This window comes from Alcanivorax jadensis T9, from assembly GCF_000756655.1.
Lineage (GTDB): Bacteria > Pseudomonadota > Gammaproteobacteria > Pseudomonadales > Alcanivoracaceae > Alcanivorax > Alcanivorax jadensis.
In genome coordinates, this window is sequence record NZ_ARXU01000006.1 from 119,655 (window position 1) to 138,904 (window position 19,250).

13 protein-coding genes are annotated in these 19,250 nt (G+C 58.7%); 3 read left to right on the forward strand and 10 right to left on the reverse strand.

Annotated elements, in window-relative coordinates:
* Positions 1–89: 89 nt before the first annotated feature.
* Positions 90–1,127: a DUF3080 family protein gene (locus tag T9A_RS09750; protein ID WP_232222074.1), complete on the forward strand. Its 1,038-nt coding sequence runs from the start codon at positions 90–92 to the stop codon at positions 1,125–1,127.
* Between the two features lie 489 nt (positions 1,128–1,616).
* Here T9A_RS09750 and pelG read toward each other — a convergent pair whose 3' ends face one another.
* The 10 genes from pelG to T9A_RS09800 all read right to left on the reverse strand — a co-directional run bounded on the left by pelG (position 1,617) and on the right by T9A_RS09800 (position 15,365).
* Positions 1,617–2,987 carry an exopolysaccharide Pel transporter PelG gene (gene pelG / locus T9A_RS09755; RefSeq protein ID WP_035247715.1) on the reverse strand — a complete coding sequence of 457 codons (1,371 nt, stop codon included), beginning with the start codon at positions 2,985–2,987 and terminating at the stop codon, positions 1,617–1,619.
* On the reverse strand, positions 2,987–4,507 hold the full coding sequence (gene pelF, locus T9A_RS09760; RefSeq protein ID WP_035247717.1) for a GT4 family glycosyltransferase PelF: 1,521 nt from the start codon (positions 4,505–4,507) through the stop codon (positions 2,987–2,989). The genes pelG and pelF overlap by 1 nt, the downstream gene beginning before the upstream one ends.
* Positions 4,485–5,495, reverse strand: a complete 1,011-nt coding sequence (locus T9A_RS09765; RefSeq protein ID WP_035247720.1) for a hypothetical protein — start codon at positions 5,493–5,495, stop codon at positions 4,485–4,487. The genes pelF and T9A_RS09765 overlap by 23 nt, the downstream gene beginning before the upstream one ends.
* Positions 5,488–6,822, reverse strand: coding sequence for a PelD GGDEF domain-containing protein (locus T9A_RS09770; RefSeq protein ID WP_035247723.1), 1,335 nt, complete (start codon positions 6,820–6,822; stop codon positions 5,488–5,490). The genes T9A_RS09765 and T9A_RS09770 overlap by 8 nt, the downstream gene beginning before the upstream one ends.
* Positions 6,822–7,334 carry a hypothetical protein gene (locus T9A_RS09775; protein WP_035247726.1) on the reverse strand — a complete coding sequence of 171 codons (513 nt, stop codon included), beginning with the start codon at positions 7,332–7,334 and terminating at the stop codon, positions 6,822–6,824. The genes T9A_RS09770 and T9A_RS09775 overlap by 1 nt, the downstream gene beginning before the upstream one ends.
* 9 nt (positions 7,335–7,343) lie before the next feature.
* Entirely contained in the window at positions 7,344–10,112 is a 2,769-nt protein-coding gene (locus tag T9A_RS09780; protein ID WP_035247735.1) for a tetratricopeptide repeat protein, read from the reverse strand.
* Complete coding sequence (locus tag T9A_RS09785; RefSeq protein ID WP_035247737.1) at positions 10,109–10,984, reverse strand: tetratricopeptide repeat protein; 876 nt, start codon at positions 10,982–10,984, stop codon at positions 10,109–10,111. The genes T9A_RS09780 and T9A_RS09785 overlap by 4 nt, the downstream gene beginning before the upstream one ends.
* On the reverse strand, positions 10,947–13,553 hold the full coding sequence (locus tag T9A_RS09790; protein ID WP_232222066.1) for a bifunctional glycoside hydrolase/polysaccharide deacetylase family protein: 2,607 nt from the start codon (positions 13,551–13,553) through the stop codon (positions 10,947–10,949). Before T9A_RS09790 ends, T9A_RS09785 begins: the two co-directional genes overlap by 38 nt.
* 287 nt (positions 13,554–13,840) lie before the next feature.
* Positions 13,841–14,401 carry an HNH endonuclease gene (locus T9A_RS09795; RefSeq protein ID WP_035247739.1) on the reverse strand — a complete coding sequence of 187 codons (561 nt, stop codon included), beginning with the start codon at positions 14,399–14,401 and terminating at the stop codon, positions 13,841–13,843.
* 304 nt (positions 14,402–14,705) lie between these two features.
* A complete protein-coding gene (locus T9A_RS09800; protein ID WP_332248865.1) occupies positions 14,706–15,365 on the reverse strand; it encodes a DUF3047 domain-containing protein in 660 nt (219 codons plus the stop codon).
* An 82-nt stretch (positions 15,366–15,447) separates the two neighbouring features.
* Between T9A_RS09800 and T9A_RS09805 the strand changes: the two genes are divergently transcribed.
* A complete protein-coding gene (locus T9A_RS09805) occupies positions 15,448–17,043 on the forward strand; it encodes a GMC family oxidoreductase (protein WP_035247744.1) in 1,596 nt (531 codons plus the stop codon).
* A gap of 471 nt (positions 17,044–17,514) precedes the next feature.
* On the forward strand, positions 17,515–19,173 hold the full coding sequence (locus T9A_RS09810) for a beta-helix domain-containing protein (RefSeq protein WP_035247746.1): 1,659 nt from the start codon (positions 17,515–17,517) through the stop codon (positions 19,171–19,173).
* Positions 19,174–19,250: the final 77 nt, after the last annotated feature.

The following is a 19,250-nucleotide window of genomic DNA, read 5'->3' on the forward strand; positions in this document are numbered from 1 at the left end:
ACAACCGTTCTGCAATGCGTGGGCAGATCCACCGCAGTGTCAACGGTTTGGCAAAAGAGAAACAGCGGATTGAGCGGGGTCCTGTCGTGATGCAGAAAAAAACCGGCTGGGGGCTGGCAGCCCTGGCCATGGCGTCGCTACTGACCACCTGGTGGCTGACCCCGGGCGATCCCGATGAGGCGCTCTGGGAGGACTACCTGAGCCGGATTGCCCGGCTGACTCGACAGGATATTCCCGCGCGAGACCCGCTTCCCGTACTGGCCTATCCCGGTGCCCGAGAACTACGGCTGCCGCTGCCGGAACACCGGGTGGATATGCTCGACTATCTGGAACTACGACACTGCGGCCTGATGGAACTGATCAGCCAGCGCAACAGCTCGCTGGGTAAGCTGCAGGCGGATTCCTTACGGCTCAGTCATGAACTGGCGTTTATTCACCAGGCGCGCACCTGCCTGGAGGAACAAACCCTGGATGACCCGGAGCTGGTCAACGTCATGTCGCAGGTGGTGGCCGAAAAGGAAGCCGCGCTGCCGGCCCTGTACTGGAATGTACTTACCGCCAGCGAGGAAATACGGCGCTTTTTCAGCCAGTCCCCTTCCGCCAGTGTCGGCGACACCAGTGCTGCCTTGCAGAGCCTGCAACAGCTGAGTCACACCCTGATCGCCCACAAACAAAGTGGCGCCGTGACACCACTGAATCTGGAACCCTTGCTGGAAACCCTGGCCCGTAACCAGGCCGGCGGTCATCTACTGCGGCGCATGGCGCTTTCACTGCGGGAACTGGAGCGGGGCAACCAGCTGCTCGAAGGCATTGATCCGCAGCGCCTCTGCCCCCGCAATCAGGCCAGCACCCGGGCCCGGCGGTTGCGCAATGTGCTGGACAATGTCTGGGGCCCCAGTGTGCAAAAATCGCTGGCGGAAAGTCGCCGCCAGCGCCAAACACTGGCTGACAGCCTGGAACAGATGAACGGTCTGCTGGATTCACCCCCTGCCCCTTTCACCCGCTGGCGGCACCATTACTTCGGCCCGAACGGGGTGGAAAGCCGCATGGAGCGTGCGCTGGAGCGCCATGTGACCCTGTGGCAGGAACACCTGGGCGCCTGCGGACTGATGCCGGGGAAACCCTGACTCGGAGCTTATATGCACTTTCGTGCAAAAATTGACCTGGCGGGCTAAACAGAAAGTCTACAAAGCGAATGTTTCGGCGAACAACTGTCCACATAATGCCAGGCGTCGATGAGGTCCCATCCATCGACTCCGGAGTTTTACTCCGTGATAGCTCTCCCGAGCCAAACTATTCACGGCGCCTTTTGGCGCCGTTTTTTTTGGGGGGGATGTACCGGGTAGCTACGAAGCCGCTGTAGGAGCGCCGCTTGAGGCGCGAACCGAGCGCGAGCGAGGGGACACGACAGAGGTATAGAGCTGTCGGTCATTCTTTCTGAAACCTGTCGAGCCTTGATATTCCTGATTGCCCTGCGGGCAATGTCCTCGCTGAGGCTCGGTTCGCGCCTCAAGCGGCGTTATTCGCACGCTCACACTTCGGGCCGCACGGAACTGCGTGCGTTACTCCGCTACGCTCCGTTCCTACAGCGGTTATCAGAAAGGTTGCCTCGTAGCTCAATTCAACATAAACGTCGAATACTCCAGTTCTCCCATCTTCCGATTCACCAGCCACAACCCCAGCATCACACACACAGCCAACGACAGCAGGAAACCGAAGCCGAAGAATTGCGGACCCAGGTACAAGCTTATGCCGGTAAAGATCACGTTCAACACGAAGAACAGGCCGGTGAGCAGTACCAGCATGCGGCGCTGGTCCAGGTAGCAGAACACGTTGATGATGGCCAGGAACACCACCTGTAACGCCGTGGCCACCAGCTGGACTTTGAGCAACGGCAGGTACAAGTCGGTAATCCCCAGGGCCGCGAAAATCTGGGCGCCAGCCACCATGATCACCAGGGCCGAGATGGCCTGGATCTTGAGGATCTGGAAGATGCCCTGACGAATCACGAACACCATCTGGTTGCGCATCTCCTCGATATAGGACAACGACCCCCCTTCACGCACCGCATCGTAGAAATTGCTGTAGTACTCCACAAAGTCGGTTTCCATGCGCACCAGAAACACGGCCATGCCGGGAATCAGCGACAGGTAGGACAGGAACACCGGAATATCATAGATCAGCGAGGCGTGCAGCGGACCAATCACCTCGCTCCCGGTGCCGCTGTAAAACCAGAACATGGCCTTGTCGGCCCATACCCCGGCGTTGTAGAAAAACCCCACCAGCATCAGGCTGGGATACAGGTAGCGGGGGCGAAACATGTCGAAGGACACCATGCTGAGCGCCGGGTAGCCGCGCACGATCAATACCAGCATGCCGGCGAGCAAGGTCACCTGACCCAGCAGAAACCCGAGCAACAACCCTTCCAGATCAAGAAAGCGCAGCAACAGAGCACCCACCACGGTGATCCCGTAACCCAGGGCGTACAGCACCAGTATTGCCTTGTACTGTTTCATGCCTGACAGGAACACGGTGGCGATCCAGATATTGCACAGCACCACAAAGCTGGCCGCCATCAACACCCGGAACAGGATGCTCTGCTCCGGAAACAGGAACACCGCCGCTACTAACGACAGCACCCCGCCAATCACCGTGACCAGCAGGGTAACGCCGCCATAGTTGGGCAGAATCAAATCTTCGCGCTGCTCAAAGGCGCGGTCAGCACAGAAACGGGTAAAGGCCAGTTGCACGGTACCGGTGAGCACCAGGCTGATCGCGATCAGATAGGTAACAGTGACCTGGAACTGGGATACGGCAATATCCGGTACCACCGCCCCCAGGCTGAAAATACCGATGATCAGGATACCGATAATCGACAGCACCCAAGGCCCGGAGCTGATCACGCCGGCATAGGCGTAGGCACGGATCAAGCCCAGCAAGGTATCCTTGCGCAGCAGTTTTCGCAGTTCGAAGCCGATACCCGCCATCAGTGCTCCCCTTCCAGCAAACCCTGATACAGCTCACGGTAAGAGCCGAACATCTGCTGCTGGGTGTACAGGGTTTCCACTCGGCGAATGCCGGCCTGCTGCGCGTCGTGCCAGGCCTGCGGGTCACTGAGTAGCTTGGCCACCGCCTTGCCCAGAGCTTCCGGGTCAGCAATGCCCACCACGGAACCGGCCGTGCCAAACGCCCGATCCTCTTCCTCCAGTCCTTCGATCAATTGTCGACAGGAACCCACATCCGTGGACACCGCCGGCACGCCAGCGGCAAAGCCTTCCAGCAATACCAGCGGCAGGGCTTCACTAATGGAGCTGAGCACCACTACGCCTACTTTTGGCAGCAGCTCGTCGATCTTCTGAAAGCCGAGAAACTCCACGTTCTTTTCCAGGCCCAGACTGGTGACCAAAGAGCGGCACTCTGCAGCGTATTCCTTGTCTTCATCCTCGGGCCCGGCAATCCAGCCCTTGGCGTCGGGTATCTCGTTAACCAGGGTGCGCATGGCGCGCAGGAAGGTTTTGACGTCCTTGATGGGGACTACCCGGCCGATCAGGCAGGCGGTCTGGGGTATCTCTTCACCCCGGACAGCACGGACCTTTTCCATGCGTGGCAGGTCGATGCCATTGGGAATATTGAGCGTGCGCTCGGCGGGGGCGCCGTCTTCCACCTGCCGTTGCCGGTTGCGTTCGTAAAGCGCCACGATGCGGTTCGATGACTGGTAACACTCGCGCCCCAGCTCGGTAAAAAAGTTCACCCACTTTTCGCGAAAGTACGCCATTTCCGCATTATTCTTTTCCACCAGCCCGCGGTTATCGCTGATCCATTCACTCTGGAACAAATCAATCTTGCGTTCCTTGGTGTAGATACCGTGTTCGGACAGCAGCAGCGGCTTACCGGTGCGCCGTTTCAGCATGGCGCCCAGAAAGCCGGCATAACCGGTGGAGATGGTGTGATACATGCGCGCCGGGATCAGATTGGAGGCAATGTCATTCAGCACCCAGAGCGGCGCATGCATGATGCGAACTGTCCAGAAATAATCGACAAATGAAGGATCCCGGCTGTGTTCCCGATAGGCATCTGAAATGAAATTCCAGCTTGCCCGGCTATGCAAAAATGACTCCTCAGAGTAACAGCAGCCATCCCCCAGGCCATCCAACGTTTCTCCAAGCAGAGCTTCCCGCTCCGGAGAATGTTCGCCGGAGCGCATCAGATCGTGTAAACGGCTCAGGCGATGATAGGCTTCGGCATCACCTTTTTTCGGTTTTTTTTGCGCGCCACGCTGGAAGTCATGCAGGTAATGCACCTCCAGATGAACCACATTGTCCGGCAGGGTGTATTTCATGTCGCCATAGTCTTCCGGGCGACTGCCGATAAAACAGCAGGCAAAGGTATATTCGGGAAACCCCCGGATGATCTGGTTTACCCAGCTCGACACCCCGCCACTGACATAGGGAAAGGTCCCCTCCAGCAACAGGCAGATGTCTGCCTTATCCGCTCTGGGCAGCGCCATAGCCCCTCCAGTACTCCACGGATTTATTCAGGGCAGTAAACTGACTGCCATCGGGAATCTGTTCCATCAATAAGCGCACCATGGGTAGTTGCCGACGTTGCAGGGCGATTTCCGCCAGCCAGGGATTCACCTGTGCCGGGGACAACCCCAGCCGGCGGGCAAATACCAGGGATTCCTGGGATTCCCCCAGGTTTCCCTGACTCATCTTGATGCGCCCGCGCAATAACCACAGCCCCGCATCTTCGGGGGATTCCATCAGCCCCATATCGGCATAGAAGCTCGCCCGTTCCAGGGTCAGGGTCATGATGTCACCGCGTACCAAATCCTGATAACTCAGCTCCCAGTACAACTCTGCAAGACGACGGGCAAGCCGGTAGCGACGAGACTCCTTGGCCCGCTCCAGCAAATGCAGGACACGGTCAATATCGCGGGTGATGTCTTTTTCCTTCTGGTCGAGAATACCGTAGGCAAGCAGGCGCAAATCCTCATAGGAATCTCCCAGGGAATCACGCAGCAGTCGGCCGGTAATACGCCCGGGCATATCCTTGAGCACCAGCATTCCCTGAATCCGCAAGGCGTTGGGCGCGGTCTCACTGGTAAGCAAGCTTTTCAGATCAATCTGCCGGAAACCGGCGCTATGTTGATTGTTGACCGGTGTAAAATAGGGCTTTGCCACCTGGGAAAAAGGCAGCGGCATGAACAGTGCCGGCAACATCACACCCAGGGCGATGCCACCGATAATGGTCAGTAGCCCGATCGCAGGGATAAAAAAGGCAAAGGAAAAAATCAGTGCCAGCGAAAACACTTTCGGCTTCCGAAAACGGGTCGGAAGAAAGGTCCACGCCACAGCGGACAACAAGGCCGACGCCAGACCATGGGCGACCAGGTAAAGCAGAAAATAGGACAGCGAGCTGTTCTGGCTGAGCAACAGCAGCAGTGAGCCCAGCTCGGCACTGATCGCATAGATAAGCAGCTTCCAGCTAGACACCGGCCACCTCCAGCAACTCACGGAGCTGATCGCCAGGGTCACGCTCACCCAGTAATCGATGGTAGTACTTCACCCCGGCCTGGCGGAGGCTGAAGAAGGCATAGTCCTCCTGTAGCCATTTTTCCGTGCGCAGTACAAAACCTTCCAGACTGGAATCACCAGTCATCGGCATCATAATCATCAGCACGTTGTCATGGACCCACCAAGCCAGATCCAGACTACGTAGGCCCCGCGCCAGCGCTTCCAGAATCTGCGCGGCCTGTTCGCTGTCATCGGCCACAAACAGGGTCAGGGCGGTGTCCACCCGCGCTTCACCGCGCAACCGGGAAAGCGCCGTCATTTCACTGGCAAAGCGGGTCGGCAGGTTCGGCCAGGTATCCAGAAGGCTGTCCACCTCTTCTCCGTAGTGCGCCACATCCGCATAGAAGTTCAGTAGCACAGAGAGCAACTGCAGGTTTTCATAATTCATGGACAGGAACGGCAACCGTTCCACCACCAGCACACCGATCATTTCCCCGGCACTGTTGGTCACCGGTGCGGCCACCAGATAGCGGCCCACATAGGCATCATCCTGGGTGTTCTGCTGAACATGGGCGAGCATGCCGATGTCCAGGGCATGATTGAGCAGGGCATCGTGCTGATCCAGAGGCTTGTTCTCACCCAGCAGAGCGGCGGCCTGGTCATTGACCTTGCCGTCCAGGACTGGATACAGGGCAGCGCGTTGTAATTGACAGTACTCCGCCAGCAAATTGATCAGATCATCCGCAGCCGGCAGGACTTTGCTGTCGCTTTCATCCAGGGTCAGATCGCGCAGACGGAACAATGCATCGCGCACGGTGTAGGGCCTGACCAGCAGATTCTCTTCCAGGCGGTCATGGGAAAGTCGTAATAGCACATGACGCTGGGTCAGGTTTTGCAGACGTTCCAGGGCATAACTGGCAGCGCTTTCCGCCCGTTGCAGGCGAACCCGCCACAGGTCAGCGAATTCACCGCAGACCAGGCTGAGAATAAAACCGCCCAACATGGTGCCTTCGGGGAAATCCCAGTCCCCATAAAAATCCATATTGCGGAGCACAAACCAGCTGGCCAGCAGACACAACATGCCAAACACACCGGCAAGGCTACCGTAACGCAGCGACACCAGAATGGGCACGAACAGCCCCCAGCGGAAGTTGGCATCCAGCGCCAGGGGGTCCTCGGAACGTAACCATAGCCCCATTGCAACTGCCGCCACAGTCAGCAGTACCGCCTCCAGCACCACCCACAAGGGTCTTGCCGGCGGTGCCACCAGGGCAGGGATGACGGTGCTAGCCAGCCATTTTCGCATCAGCGAATGACCGGAGCCAGCAGCTTGTCGATGACTTTTTGCCCGGTCTGGCTGAGCGACGTTCTTGCCCAACCGGCGCGAGCACCGGTGCCGCTGTAGACGATTTTGCCGGAAGGCAGTTCGCGGATTTCCAGCATCACACCCACCGCCGGCTCGCCATCCACGCCGGTCTTGTAACGCCATTCATGCACTACGCCGCTAACCACATACCGGGCCGATTGCGACTGCACCCAGCGATCCATCTTTTCCCGGTTGGCAGAGGAAGACGCTTCGAACAACAGGCCGTCATTACCGGTTTCCGGATAATTTTCCACCGCGGTCACACCCTGCCGGTAAAGCACGGATTCCACGATGGCCGCTGCCCGCAGCCCGGCCTGGGGGGTTCCGGTGCGATTTACCAGCGGCAACACCAGCCAGGTACCTTCCGCGTCCAGGGAAACTCCCTGACTACTGCGTACATGGGTGCAACTGGCCAGCATCAGCGCCAGCAACATAGCAACAACCTGTTTCATCTCATGCTCCTAGTAGTAAATCCTGTATTGCAGTTCAGCCCGGTAGCTATCTTCATCGTTACCACCGGTATTCAGTTGGCGCTCCACAGACAAATGCCAGGCATCGCGACCGATCAGCGGCCCGGCCAGGCCCAAGCGGCCGATAAAACCATCACCGGACAGGCTGTTATTCACGTAACCCACTTCTCCCCAGCCCTGCAGGCGATGCGGGCGAATATGCACGTCCGGCATGCCGAGTAACAAGGACGCTCCGGATTCATTGTAATCCTGCGGCAAGGGACCAGTGTCTGACCCGGGCGGCAGCAAGGTCCGAACCTCCGCCATGCTGTTACCCGTTTCGGCAAAATCGGCGCGGGTATGGCGCAGGCGCAAGCCGGGTGAGAAACGGGACAGCCAGGGACGCCAGGTGCTTTGCACATTGATAATGCTGCCCTCCCCCAGGTTTTGACTATTCAGATCACGATACTGGTAATCCGCCCAATCTACACTGCTCTGCCAGGTAGATTGGGGCGACCAATTCAGCTGGAACTGGCTACCGGTCCGGGAACCGCCCAACAGCAGCAAGGAGGTTTCATCCGCCGGCATCTGCCACTGGTAACGCCAGCTGGCAGACCAGTCGGAGTGCCAGTTGCCGGCCACTTCCAGATCCGCGGTGGTTTCGCTGTTATCCAACAGCTGGCGCTGGCCCAGTGAAAAACGGTGACGATAGCGTTCGCGCTGATAGTGCCACTCCAGGGTCAGCCACTGTTCCGCTTCATCCACATCCAGCTGGGCACGATCGTTACTGGCGAACTGCCGTTGCCGGTAGCGCGCCGACAAGGTGCTGTGGTCACTGAATGGCTGGCTCTGGGTAAAGGCCCAGTCTGTCATTTGCAAGGCACCCAGGCGGCGCTGTTCCACCGCCAGAGCGCTGGAGCGAGCACTGGGCAACAACAGGGATTCCTGCTGATTGTTGGCGCCAGCCAGTTCCGGAGAGCCAGCCTGCATGGCCATTAGCGTCGCGGTGGCGCGTCGTTCTTCGCCCAGTTCCAACTGGCTTCCTAATTGCTCAGACAGCGTCAATTGGCCGGCATAACGTTCACGAATCTGCGCCACGGCATCACGGTCGTTATTAAGCATGGCATAGGCCAGCGCCGACCCGGCATGCAGCCTACCGGCGGCCTGCTGCTTACGCAGATACCAGGCGCGTGCCAGCTCCGGCTCGCTATGGCCCAGCGCCCACTGGGCAAGCCATTCGGCACGGGCTTCGTCTACACCCTGCTGCTGGCGAATCTGTTGCGCCAGTTGCAGGGAAGCGTCACCGCCCTCAAAACGCTGGCTGAGCGCCAGGCGCATATACCGGTACTGGTTCTGTTTGTCGTCACTGACCGTAAACGGCAAGCGCTGATGCAGATTGCGCAGCACTGGCCAGGCCTCACCATCCCGGCCCGCGGCAATCAGTGCCTGGGCGTACTGCCACTGCCGCTCCCAGTCTCCCGGTGCCGTTTGCAGCAGACGGCTCTCGTAACGGACCGCCTGCTCGGCATGACCCAGCGCCATATGCGCGGCGGCCAGCACTTCCCAATAACGCCGGTCCAGGCGGATACCGGCCTCCCAGGCGGCAAGGGTCTGTGCCAGCTGAGTATCATCACCACTGGCGACCAGCAGCCACAACCAGGCGATGCGGGTTTCCCGATCCCCGGGAGCCAGTTCCAGCGCCCGCTGCAACCATTGCGCGGCACGTTCCATCTCGCCCTTGCGCAACAGCAGATTGGCGTAAAAACGCAGAAACGCCGGATCCTGATGCAATTGCGCGCGCTGGGCGTCACAAAGCTGGTGCAGAAAATCATCGATGGCCTGCCAGCGACCGGCATCCTGCATCTGATAGAGGGCGCCCATGGCAAAAGCCTGATCCCCATTGCGCTGCCAGGCCCGCTCCATCAGCGCCACGACTCTGTCGCGATCGTAATAACGGGCCAGGGTAATGTACTGGTACAGATCCGGCAGGGTGTCGTCACCCTGCTCCAGCAATGTCTGGTAATGACTCATGGCCGGCTGCCACTGTCCCAGCTCACTGGCCATAACCGCCAAACGGCGTGTCAGGTCAGGATCATAGGGCAGGTTTTCGGCATCACTGCGCAAATCGGAATAAGCCGTCTCACGCTGACCCTCAAGCCAATGGTAGCGGGAGACTTGCAATGCCATATCCCGCTCCGGGCCATAGCGATTCATGTACTGCCGCGAATAGCGAGCGGCTTGCTTTCTATCGCTTTGATTCCAGGCCAGACGCTGCATTTCCCACAGCACAGCCTGGCCCGGATAGCGCCGATGCCAGTCAGCCAGGAACACCAGGCCTTCATCCGGTGTGCCGAGCAACTCATATTGGCTGGCGATGGTAGCCAGCAGATCACGGTCCCGGGGGGACACTTCCAGCAATTCCTTGTAAACCCGCAACGTCAATTGGTGGTCGTAGGCCAGCGGCGCCCGCTGCCGAACCTGCTGCCAGGCCTGCGGATCGTCAGTGTTTTCCGCTACTTTCCACCAGGCTTTCAGGGCAGTACTGCTATCTCCCTGCCAGTCGGCGATCTGCGCCAGCCTCAGCAACCAGCGAATATCTTCGGGGCGCCAGTAAAGAGCGTTGTCCACTACCTGACGAGCCCGTCCCAGATTACCCGCCGCCACAAAGACCTCATAGCTATGGTCGTAGTAGCTCTCCACATAGGGCTCCGGCGCCTGGGCCAGAACAACGCCAGACAGGAATGGCAAAGGTAATACCAGAGTGAGAAGCAACCGCTTCATCGCTGCTCCCCACGGCCACTGAGACGCAACAACCGCACTGCATAGCGCTGGGCCTGGGCCAGGTTTCCACCGGCCTGGGCCAGGCGCATAAGGCGGTACAACACAGCCTTGTCCTGGAAATAGAGGTGTTCGTAGCGGGACGCAAAGCGCAAAGCCACGTCATGCAAACTGCCGGCTTCCAGGGAAGCCAGCGCCTCGAGAAAATACTGCTTGCGAACGGTCGCGTCAGCAGACGCCTCCATGGCTTCCCCATAAGCTAGCCCCGACGACAGGTAGTTACCCTGCCCTAACAGAACCCGCCCAGCTTTTTCATACCATTCGCCGGGCCGCTCGGCCTCAGTGGCAAGCAGCCGATAATAGCGCACGGTCTGTTGCACCTCCCCGAGCCCCAGAGCCATTTCCGCCAGTTCCCGGCGCTGGTCAGTAGTCAATGTCGACCAGTCCTGGCTGCGCACACTTGCCAGGGTCTCAGCCTGCAATCGGGAAGACCCACGCAGCTCCGGATCCATGGCCATCAGCCGCTTGAAATCCCACTGCAATCTCAGCCAGCGAACCTCCGACTGGTAACCCGCATCGGCGGCTTCTACTCGGTCCAGTTGCACATCAGCTTCGTCAAATCGCCCCAGAACAATCAATTCCCGGGCCATCAACAAACGCAGCTCATGATCATCCGGCTTAGCTTTCAGCCAGGCCTGCATATAACTCAAGGTCACCGCATCCAGGCGCGCATTGCGCAACGTGACGGCCAAGTCCCGGGGAAATGCCAGCCAACAGACCACCAGGATCAACAACAGACAAGCGAACAACTCTGTGGGGCCAAGAACCCGTAATCGCTCAGTGCGAACAGTGTAGCCATAGCTCTTCGAGCTCATGCTTCGCACTCCTGTAGTGATAGAGGGTTCCGTCCCGGCGCACTGGTTTCAGTGGTTCATCGTTATGGTTAAGCGAGCAACCATCGGCATTGCCGATGGCAAATTCCAGGTTGGTGTGTCCTGCCAGAGAAAATTGCATGCCATCGTCATTGCGAGCAAATGTAGTCAGGCGGCCATTGGCCTGTTGCAGGTAAGGCAACGAGTTCGAACCGGACTGCCAGTGAGCGGCAGCACCGGACAAATGCAGGTAGCGGCCGGGACCGTCTTCCCGGTAGCCGGCGACCCCATGGGTATTATTGGTCAGGGCCGGTAGCGGCAGCGCCTCAGGTAATCGCAGGGTGCGCAGTTCGCCATTGCCTTTTACCCTCCAACCATCATTATCCCGGGCGATCACCATAGTGTTGAAATCCAGCACCTTGCGGGCATAGTCAGACGCAAATACCGGATGAAGCGGTTGCGACTGCGCCCATCGATAGACCCTTAGCAAGGATTCCAGAGCTGCCGTCTTGCTGGCAATGTAGGTGTGGTAATAGATGTTCACCGGCTTGAAGCGATAGGGGCTTTCCGTCAGTTCGAAAGTCTCGAGCACCCGCTCAAAACCGTAGAAAGGGCCACTCCACTCATTGGTATAAATGTTTTCGTTCTGGTTGGGCGCATACACCTGGTATTCGTCACCCTTGGGCAGGCCGATTCCCTTGATCAAGGTCCAGGTGGGTGCACTGTGGGTGATGATGGTATCGCTGCCGTTCATATTCAGCAGGTTGCCCCGGCGTGCCGCAGCCAGCGCTTCAGGAGTGGGCAGGGTATCCCCGCTCCACAACACCATTTCGGTGCGCTTGCCCCCGGCCAGCAGGTTATCGTTGATGTACTGTGCCGAACCGACCACTTCACGCACCGGGTCCATCTGGTAGTCCGGGATAGGCAGGCGCAATTGTCCTTCCGGGCCATACAGCTCCCCGGGCATTTGCTGGGCATCGTACCAGTAGAAAGGATGAGAATAAGTGTGGGTAGCCGCTTCCACGTGGGGTAAGGCAAACATTTCCCGGGCGATCTGCTCCAGCTCGGCGGACATTTTCGGGTAGAGGCCATGAGCCGCCACTTCGCCCTCGATCACCGAGATGGTAGTGGGCACATCAAAACGTTTGAGCACTTCCTCCAGCAATACCCGGGCATCGGTTTGCCCCTGATAACCCTTCACCTCGGCCAGGCTGGGAAAACCATCTCCATCCATGTGCGCGAAGAGCAAGCGCCGACCATTTTCCGTCGTCACATCCGGAATCGGCATGTCAGGCAGCTGCAGTGCCTCACGAATAAAGGTAAGCGGATTGACAACCCAGCGATCCAGCCCTTCACCTTTCTCACCGGGCAATATCGAACGGATCATGAAGGGCTGGAAGACATAGCCACCCCAGGGGGTCGTCGCCGCTGGCGTGTAGGTATGTTCCCCGGCGCGCAATTCCAGCCAGGGCTGGGCGGACGAATTGTGCAATGGCGACGACAGCTCAATCAGCTTGGGCAGTGCCAGCTCAAACCCCATGGCCTCATGCTGACGGGTAATCGCTGGCGGTGACAAAGGTGTAGGCCGACCCTCGAAACCGAAAGTCTGCGCATTGGGACCCACCGGATCCACCGCCGGGTAACCCAGCATGGCAATGGGAACCCCCGCATCTTTTTGCTCCACCAGCCAGGCCTCAAAATCCGCATCGGCCAGCTCTTCCTCTTCCAGCCACACGACAATACCGGCGTATCGTCCCTGCAGTGTGCCAGCTGGCATGGTGGAATTGATGGCACGGATATCAGGAACCAGCCCCTGGAACTGCAGTGGCATCAGCCCATAACGCACCGCATCGGAAAGCTCCCAGAATCGCTCATTGCTGCCACCATGAACCAATAACACTTGCCGGGGCAGCACCTCGCGCACGCCCAGCCCGAGCATGTCCAGCTCCGGGTTGGTGATCCAGGGAATCACACCGTGACCCGCAATTTTCCTGGCAAGCTCTCGGGCTTGCTCACGCTCAGCAGGCGGCGCGTAGTCAATGGCAATGGTATCGACCTGGTACTGGTCACGCATAGTGGCAAACTGATTGAGCAACCACTGGCGGTCTTCCTCGGGAACCGGCGCATAACGCTGCTTGCCTGCCTCCCAGCGCTGGTAAAGTGACTCCGCCGCGATGGCATCCACCGGCGCCTCAACCATCGGCATCAGTTCAAAGCCGCGATTGAAAATAAAACGCGCCCGGGGATAACGCTGGGAGATCTGGTTAATCAGCGCCGCTAACCCTTGCCGCTGCTGCTCCCGCTGCTCAGGTGTCTTGGCAACTAGCTGGTAGCTATCCAAGGTATCGAAGAAAAAACCCCGGTAGCCTTGCTGCCACAGCGGCGCAATGACCTGCTTGAGGAGAAAATCTCGCAACCCCGGCGAAGACAGATCGAAAATATGGGAGCCCCAGTCCGGGTTTTCCCCCAGCAGCCACTCGGGTTTCAGGTTTGCAAAATACGGGCGAGATGCCAGCACTTCACCCAGGCTGACATAGGCATAGAAGCGCTGATCGCGAAACGAATCGGGCACGCCACTGGCCTGATCCGGCTCAACAACCGGAAAATCATATATAGAGAGGGTGTGCCAGGGGATGTTAGGACCGTAGTAAAATGCAGCAGCTTGCTCAGAGCGTGGCTGTGCGCCAGCAGATGCTCCTATCAATACAAATAGAATCGCCAGACAAGAACGAATCAATGAATTCCCCAACTTACATAAAACCGAATCCTCTTATATACCCATTCAAGGCAGCGTGAATAATGAGGGAAACATCATGTAACCCAAATACGACAAAAGGGCATTTGTGTAAAATTTCCCACTCACAAAAGCCGACTGTTCTTGCCAAACTGGCTGCGCAGAAAGGCCATCTGATCCCCGCGGATACGATGGCTGTTTATCAAGGCCAGGTATTCGGCCATGTTTGGCACATAGGGCAGCGCCAATAGATCCATCTCGATCTCTTCCAGGCGCCGGTTGCCTTTGCGCTGGTTACAGCGCCGACAGGCAGATACCACATTGGACCAGCGATCCCGGCCCCCTTTCGAGGTGGGGACAATATGATCACGGGTCAGGACATGTTCCGGGAAAGGCTTGCCACAATAGAGGCACACATGCTGGTCACGCCGGAAAAGAGCCCGGTTGGTCAATGGCGGTGCCGGACGCTTGTGGGGATTGGCCACACCATCGCAGGCAATAATGGAGTGCAGAGACAGGCTGGAACGCTCCCCGGAAAACCGACAGGTCCCGCCGCGAAGACGGTAGATCACATCCCCCAGCGTCCAGGTTACCAGCCCGCGCGCATAAAGGGTGGCGGCCATCTGCCAGTCCAGCCATTCCACGGGGGTGCCGGCTTTGTCGAGACGCAGAATGCGTTCACTCATGGGCTACCTCACGATCATTGCTGTGCCCCCAATAGGCACAACCTTCCTGGTACGGCTCGATGCCGAGGCGCGGAACAGGATCTCGTAAACCAGTGACGATTCTGCGACAGCGGGAAAAGAAGACAGAGGCGCGAACAGACTGTGGTGTCTGCAGCAGGCGTAACGACTGTCTTCTGGATAGGGTCCACACAATGGTGGTGCCTTTGCCCGGTTATCTCTGATCAAACAGCCGCAACCGCCTGATCACAAACACCGGATTGAACAAATAATAAACAGGGCGGCATCCGCACTGCAACTGCACACATTAAGGGCTGGCGCGAAATTCAGGCAATCGGTAGCAGCTGGCCACCGTTGTGCCCGTGTTATCCCCATCGGTCATGATCGCCACGGCATCCACGCTATCCACGTCCATGCCATGAAAGCGACGAAAATCCTCGCGCACATTTCGAGTCACCGATTGCCAGCGTCCGGCACCGCCCGGCCCCTGCACCACCACCATCACCGCCTGGGAGGCAAACGGGTTGGGCCAGTTCGTGCCCGGCGCCGCTTGCCGGGACCAGACATAATTAATTGCCCGGGTTTGCCAGGGCAGCCAACCCTTCTTCACCACATAGACCCGGGCCTGAAAATCGTCCCCGGCCTTGATCCGCTCATCTACCTCTGGCCAGTCCGCAATCTGGTCAGCACGCCACTGCCAGTGCAAATAGGGTGTGCGCGTTACATCCACCGCGCTTTCCCTGGCCAGGCCGGAGGCCGAACCCCGGGCCCGACTTTGCCAACAACCGGCTTCGAGGCGATAATCGGTCCTGCCCTCGAAAACCACCTCTTGCCAGCCGTCCGGCGCCGCCGAAACCGCCCTCACAGGCAACACAGCCAAAGACAAAAACAGTAGCATCGGTATACATTGGACCAACGGGTCACAAACAGGTCTCGTTTTCATGGCCGCATTTCCTAGAATAGACATCCTGTTTACGAATACCTTCTCCTCTTATTGAGAGGAGCTTTCACCGGATTTTCCTGTCTCAACCAAGCTCAAGGCAGACATCATGCAGTTTGATTACATTATCGTCGGCGCCGGTTCTGCTGGCTGCGTACTTGCCAACCGTCTTTCCGAAAACCCCAATAACCGTGTCTGCCTGCTTGAAGCTGGCCCGGCAGACAACAGCCTGTTTATCCGCATTCCCGCCGGCATCATTCTGATGATGCGCTCCAATGCGCGAAACTGGCGTTATTACACCGTACCGCAAAAAGCCCTGAACAATCGCCAGATTTACATCCCCCGGGGCAAGACCCTGGGGGGTTCCTCGGCAGTGAATGCCATGTGTTATACCCGCGGTCACAAGTGGGACTATGATCACTGGGCGTCACTGGGCAACGACGGTTGGAGCTTCGACGATGTGCTGCCGGTATTCAAACGCTGCGAGCACTATGAGCCCGGGGAAAGTGAATTCCATGGCACCCATGGCAAGCTCAACATTGCCGACCTGCGTTTCACCCACCCTGTCAGCAGTGCCTTTATCAAAGCCGGCGTTCAGGCCGGGCACCCCGCTACCGACGACTTCAACAACGATGTCCAGGAAGGCGTGGGCATGTACAAGGTGAACCAGAAGGACGGTGAGCGCTGCGGTGTTTCCCGTGCCTATCTGCACCCGGTCATGGACCGGCCCAACCTGACCATCATGACCGACGCTTTGGTGAATCGGGTACTGTTCGAGGGCAAACGAGCCATCGGCGTGGAAGTGGAGCACAAGGGTCAGATCCGCACCCTGAAGGCCGACAACGAAGTCATCCTCTCCGGCGGCGCTATCAACTCTCCGCAGATTCTCAAGCTTTCTGGCGTGGGCCCGGCAGCGGAACTGGCCGAGCACAACATCCCGCTGGTCCACGACCTTCCCGGCGTGGGCGAGAACCTGCAGGACCACCCGGATGCCCTGGTGGTACACAAGAGCCTGCGCAAGGACACCCTGAGCCTGGCGCCGGGCGCCCTGCTCACTACCGGCCTGAAAGGCTTTATCGACTTCTTCTACCGTCGCACCGGTCAGCTGACCTCCAACGTGGCGGAAGCCGGGGGCTTTATCAAATCCGGGCCAGAGCAAGAGATTCCCGATCTGCAGTTGCATCTGACCGCCGCCAAACTGGATAACCACGGCCTCAACCTGCTGTTCAGCATGGGCTACGGCTACTCAGGTCACGTCTGCATTCTGCGTCCCAAGAGCCGCGGCAACATCACCCTGCGTGATGCCAACCCACGCTCTCCGGCGCTGATCGACCCGCGCTTCCTGGAGCATCCGGATGACATGGAAGGCATGGTCCGCGGCGTCAAGGCCATGCGCAAGATCATGGCCCAGGATGCGCTCAACGACTGGCGGGGCGATGAAATCTTCCCTGGCAATGAAGTGGAAAGCGACGAGGATATCCGTCACTTCCTGCGTCAGAAGTGCGACAACATCTACCACCCGGTGGGCACCTGCAAGATGGGCAACGACGACATGGCCGTCGTCGACAGCCAGCTGCGCGTCCATGGTCTGGAAGGTCTGCGCGTGATCGACGCCTCCATCATGCCAACCCTGATCGGCGGCAACACCAATGCGCCGACAGTGATGATTGCCGAGAAAGGGGCTGACTCGATCCTCGGCGAGTAATCGCTGCAAGCCTCAAACGACAAGCTGCGACGCGGGCCGGGCCATGCTAATCACATAGCGCCCTGCCCGCGTTTTTTATGGGAGGTTCTGCAGGAGCGTCGCTCGCGGCGCGATTCCGACCTTGGCGAAGGTCGTTGATCTAGGAGCACCTCTCTCTGTGCTCTGCGAGTATGAGGTGCGAACCGAGCGTAGCGAGGCAACAGAGGCCAACGTCAAAACACTATTTTGTCTGGAGAGACCTGTCGAGCTTTGCCATTCCTGATCGCCCTGCGGTCGATTTCCTTGCTCCGCAAGGTTCGCACCTCAAGAGGTACTCCTACAGCGGCTTCGTAGAAATGACGAAGTACAAGGAACTTCCCAATCTTTCCTCATCCAACGGGCATAGCTTGTAGCGTCTCTTTTCACCTTCCTGTCATCTTTCTTTTACACACTGCCTCTTTCGAATATCGCCTGATCCGATTGGGGGGATTTATGGTGGATGCAGTATCGTCTCCGCGCGCGCAGCTGGTGGAATTGCTGTGGCAATTGAAGCAGAACTTTGACCAGGAAAATGACAGCAGCCTGCGCTTTGTACATTTCAATACACTGCTCAACGATCCGGTCTATCGGGCCGAGGTCATTAGCCGGGCGGTTAACAGCGACAACCGGAAAATCCGCGCCCTGGGCCTGAAACTGCAGGATGCCAACCGAGACGGCATGCTGCTGCACAAACGCCCGCCAGCAAACGGTGCTTCACTGCCGCTCACCAATCCCGATATCACCGAAACCCTGGGCAGCGCATCCGCCGGTAGCGGGCAAAACGCAAGGTCACAATGGATGTACGCCTGGCTGGGGCTGGCCGCGATGATGCTCGGCGTGATTGGCTACTTTGCGTATCAACCTCTTCACCAACTGGTGGCGGGCAAACAGGTGGTCAAAGGCTCTCTGTTTGGCAACCAGACCTGGCATGCCGGCACCACCTGGATCCTCGACGGCATCGTCTACCTGGAAGCCGATGCCAACCTGACCATAGAACCGGGCACCCGCATTGAAGGCCGCCCCGGTTCTGCGCTGGTGGTTACCCGCGATGCCATCCTGTTTTCCCGTGGCCAGGAAAGCGCCCCCATCGTCTTTACCAGTCATCAGCCCGAAGGCACCCGCGCCACCGGTGACTGGGGCGGTGTGGTGATGCTGGGTAGCGCCCCGGTCAACAAGGCTGACGCCCAGATCGAAGGGGTTCCCCATGGCGATGCCCGGGGCGCCTTCGGCGGCAGTGATCCAGGCTCCTCCTGCGGCATGATGGAATACACCCGCATCGAATTCGCCGGCTTCGAAGTCTATGCCAACAACGAACTCAACGGCCTGACCCTGGGGGGCTGCGGTGACGGCACCATTGTCCGCCATGTGCAGGTACATCGCGCCCTGGACGACGGCATCGAAGTGTTTGGCGGCACTGTGGATTTGCAGCATATCGTCATCACCGGCGCCGGCGACGATTCCCTGGACTGGGATATGGGCTGGCGAGGTCGGGTCCAGTTCCTTGCCGTTCAGCAGCATGCCGATGCCGGTGACAATGCCTTTGAGGGTGACAACCAGGCCGGCAACCCTGACGCCAGGCCTCTATCCGCACCGACCATGTACAACGTGACGCTGATCAGCCCGCGCAGTCACGACAAGTATCACCGTGCCATGACCCTCAAGGCCGGCTCCGGTGGCCACTTCCACAACATCATCATCGACGGCTTCTCCGGAGAAACCATTGACCTGAAAGGCACAGAAACGGTGGCGCGCATCCAGCAAGGCGAGCTCAGTTTTCAAAGCATGATGGTGAACCGGATCGGCAGCCGCGGGCTGACCTTCTTTGACCCTGAAACCGGTGACAACAATGACGACGGGGATTTCGACGAACGCCGTTACTTCCAGAGCAGCGCCGTGGCCGCCCAGTTTGGCACAGACCCACTGCTGACCCGGGACGCCACCAGCGCCTCCCACCCGGACTTCGCCCCCACCTCACGCTCACCGGCCCGTAATGGCGCCAGCCCCATTCCCCAAGGCGAATTCTGGGACGAAGCCGCCACCTATCTCGGTGCAGTGCGCCCCGGCAGCGTACAGAACTGGACCGACGGCTGGACGGCTTATCCGTTGAACTAGGAAGCCTCTGAAAATTTCGCAGGAACCATGCTTGCCATGGCGAAAGGCCTCAGCAACATCGAGGATGTTCGCCATGC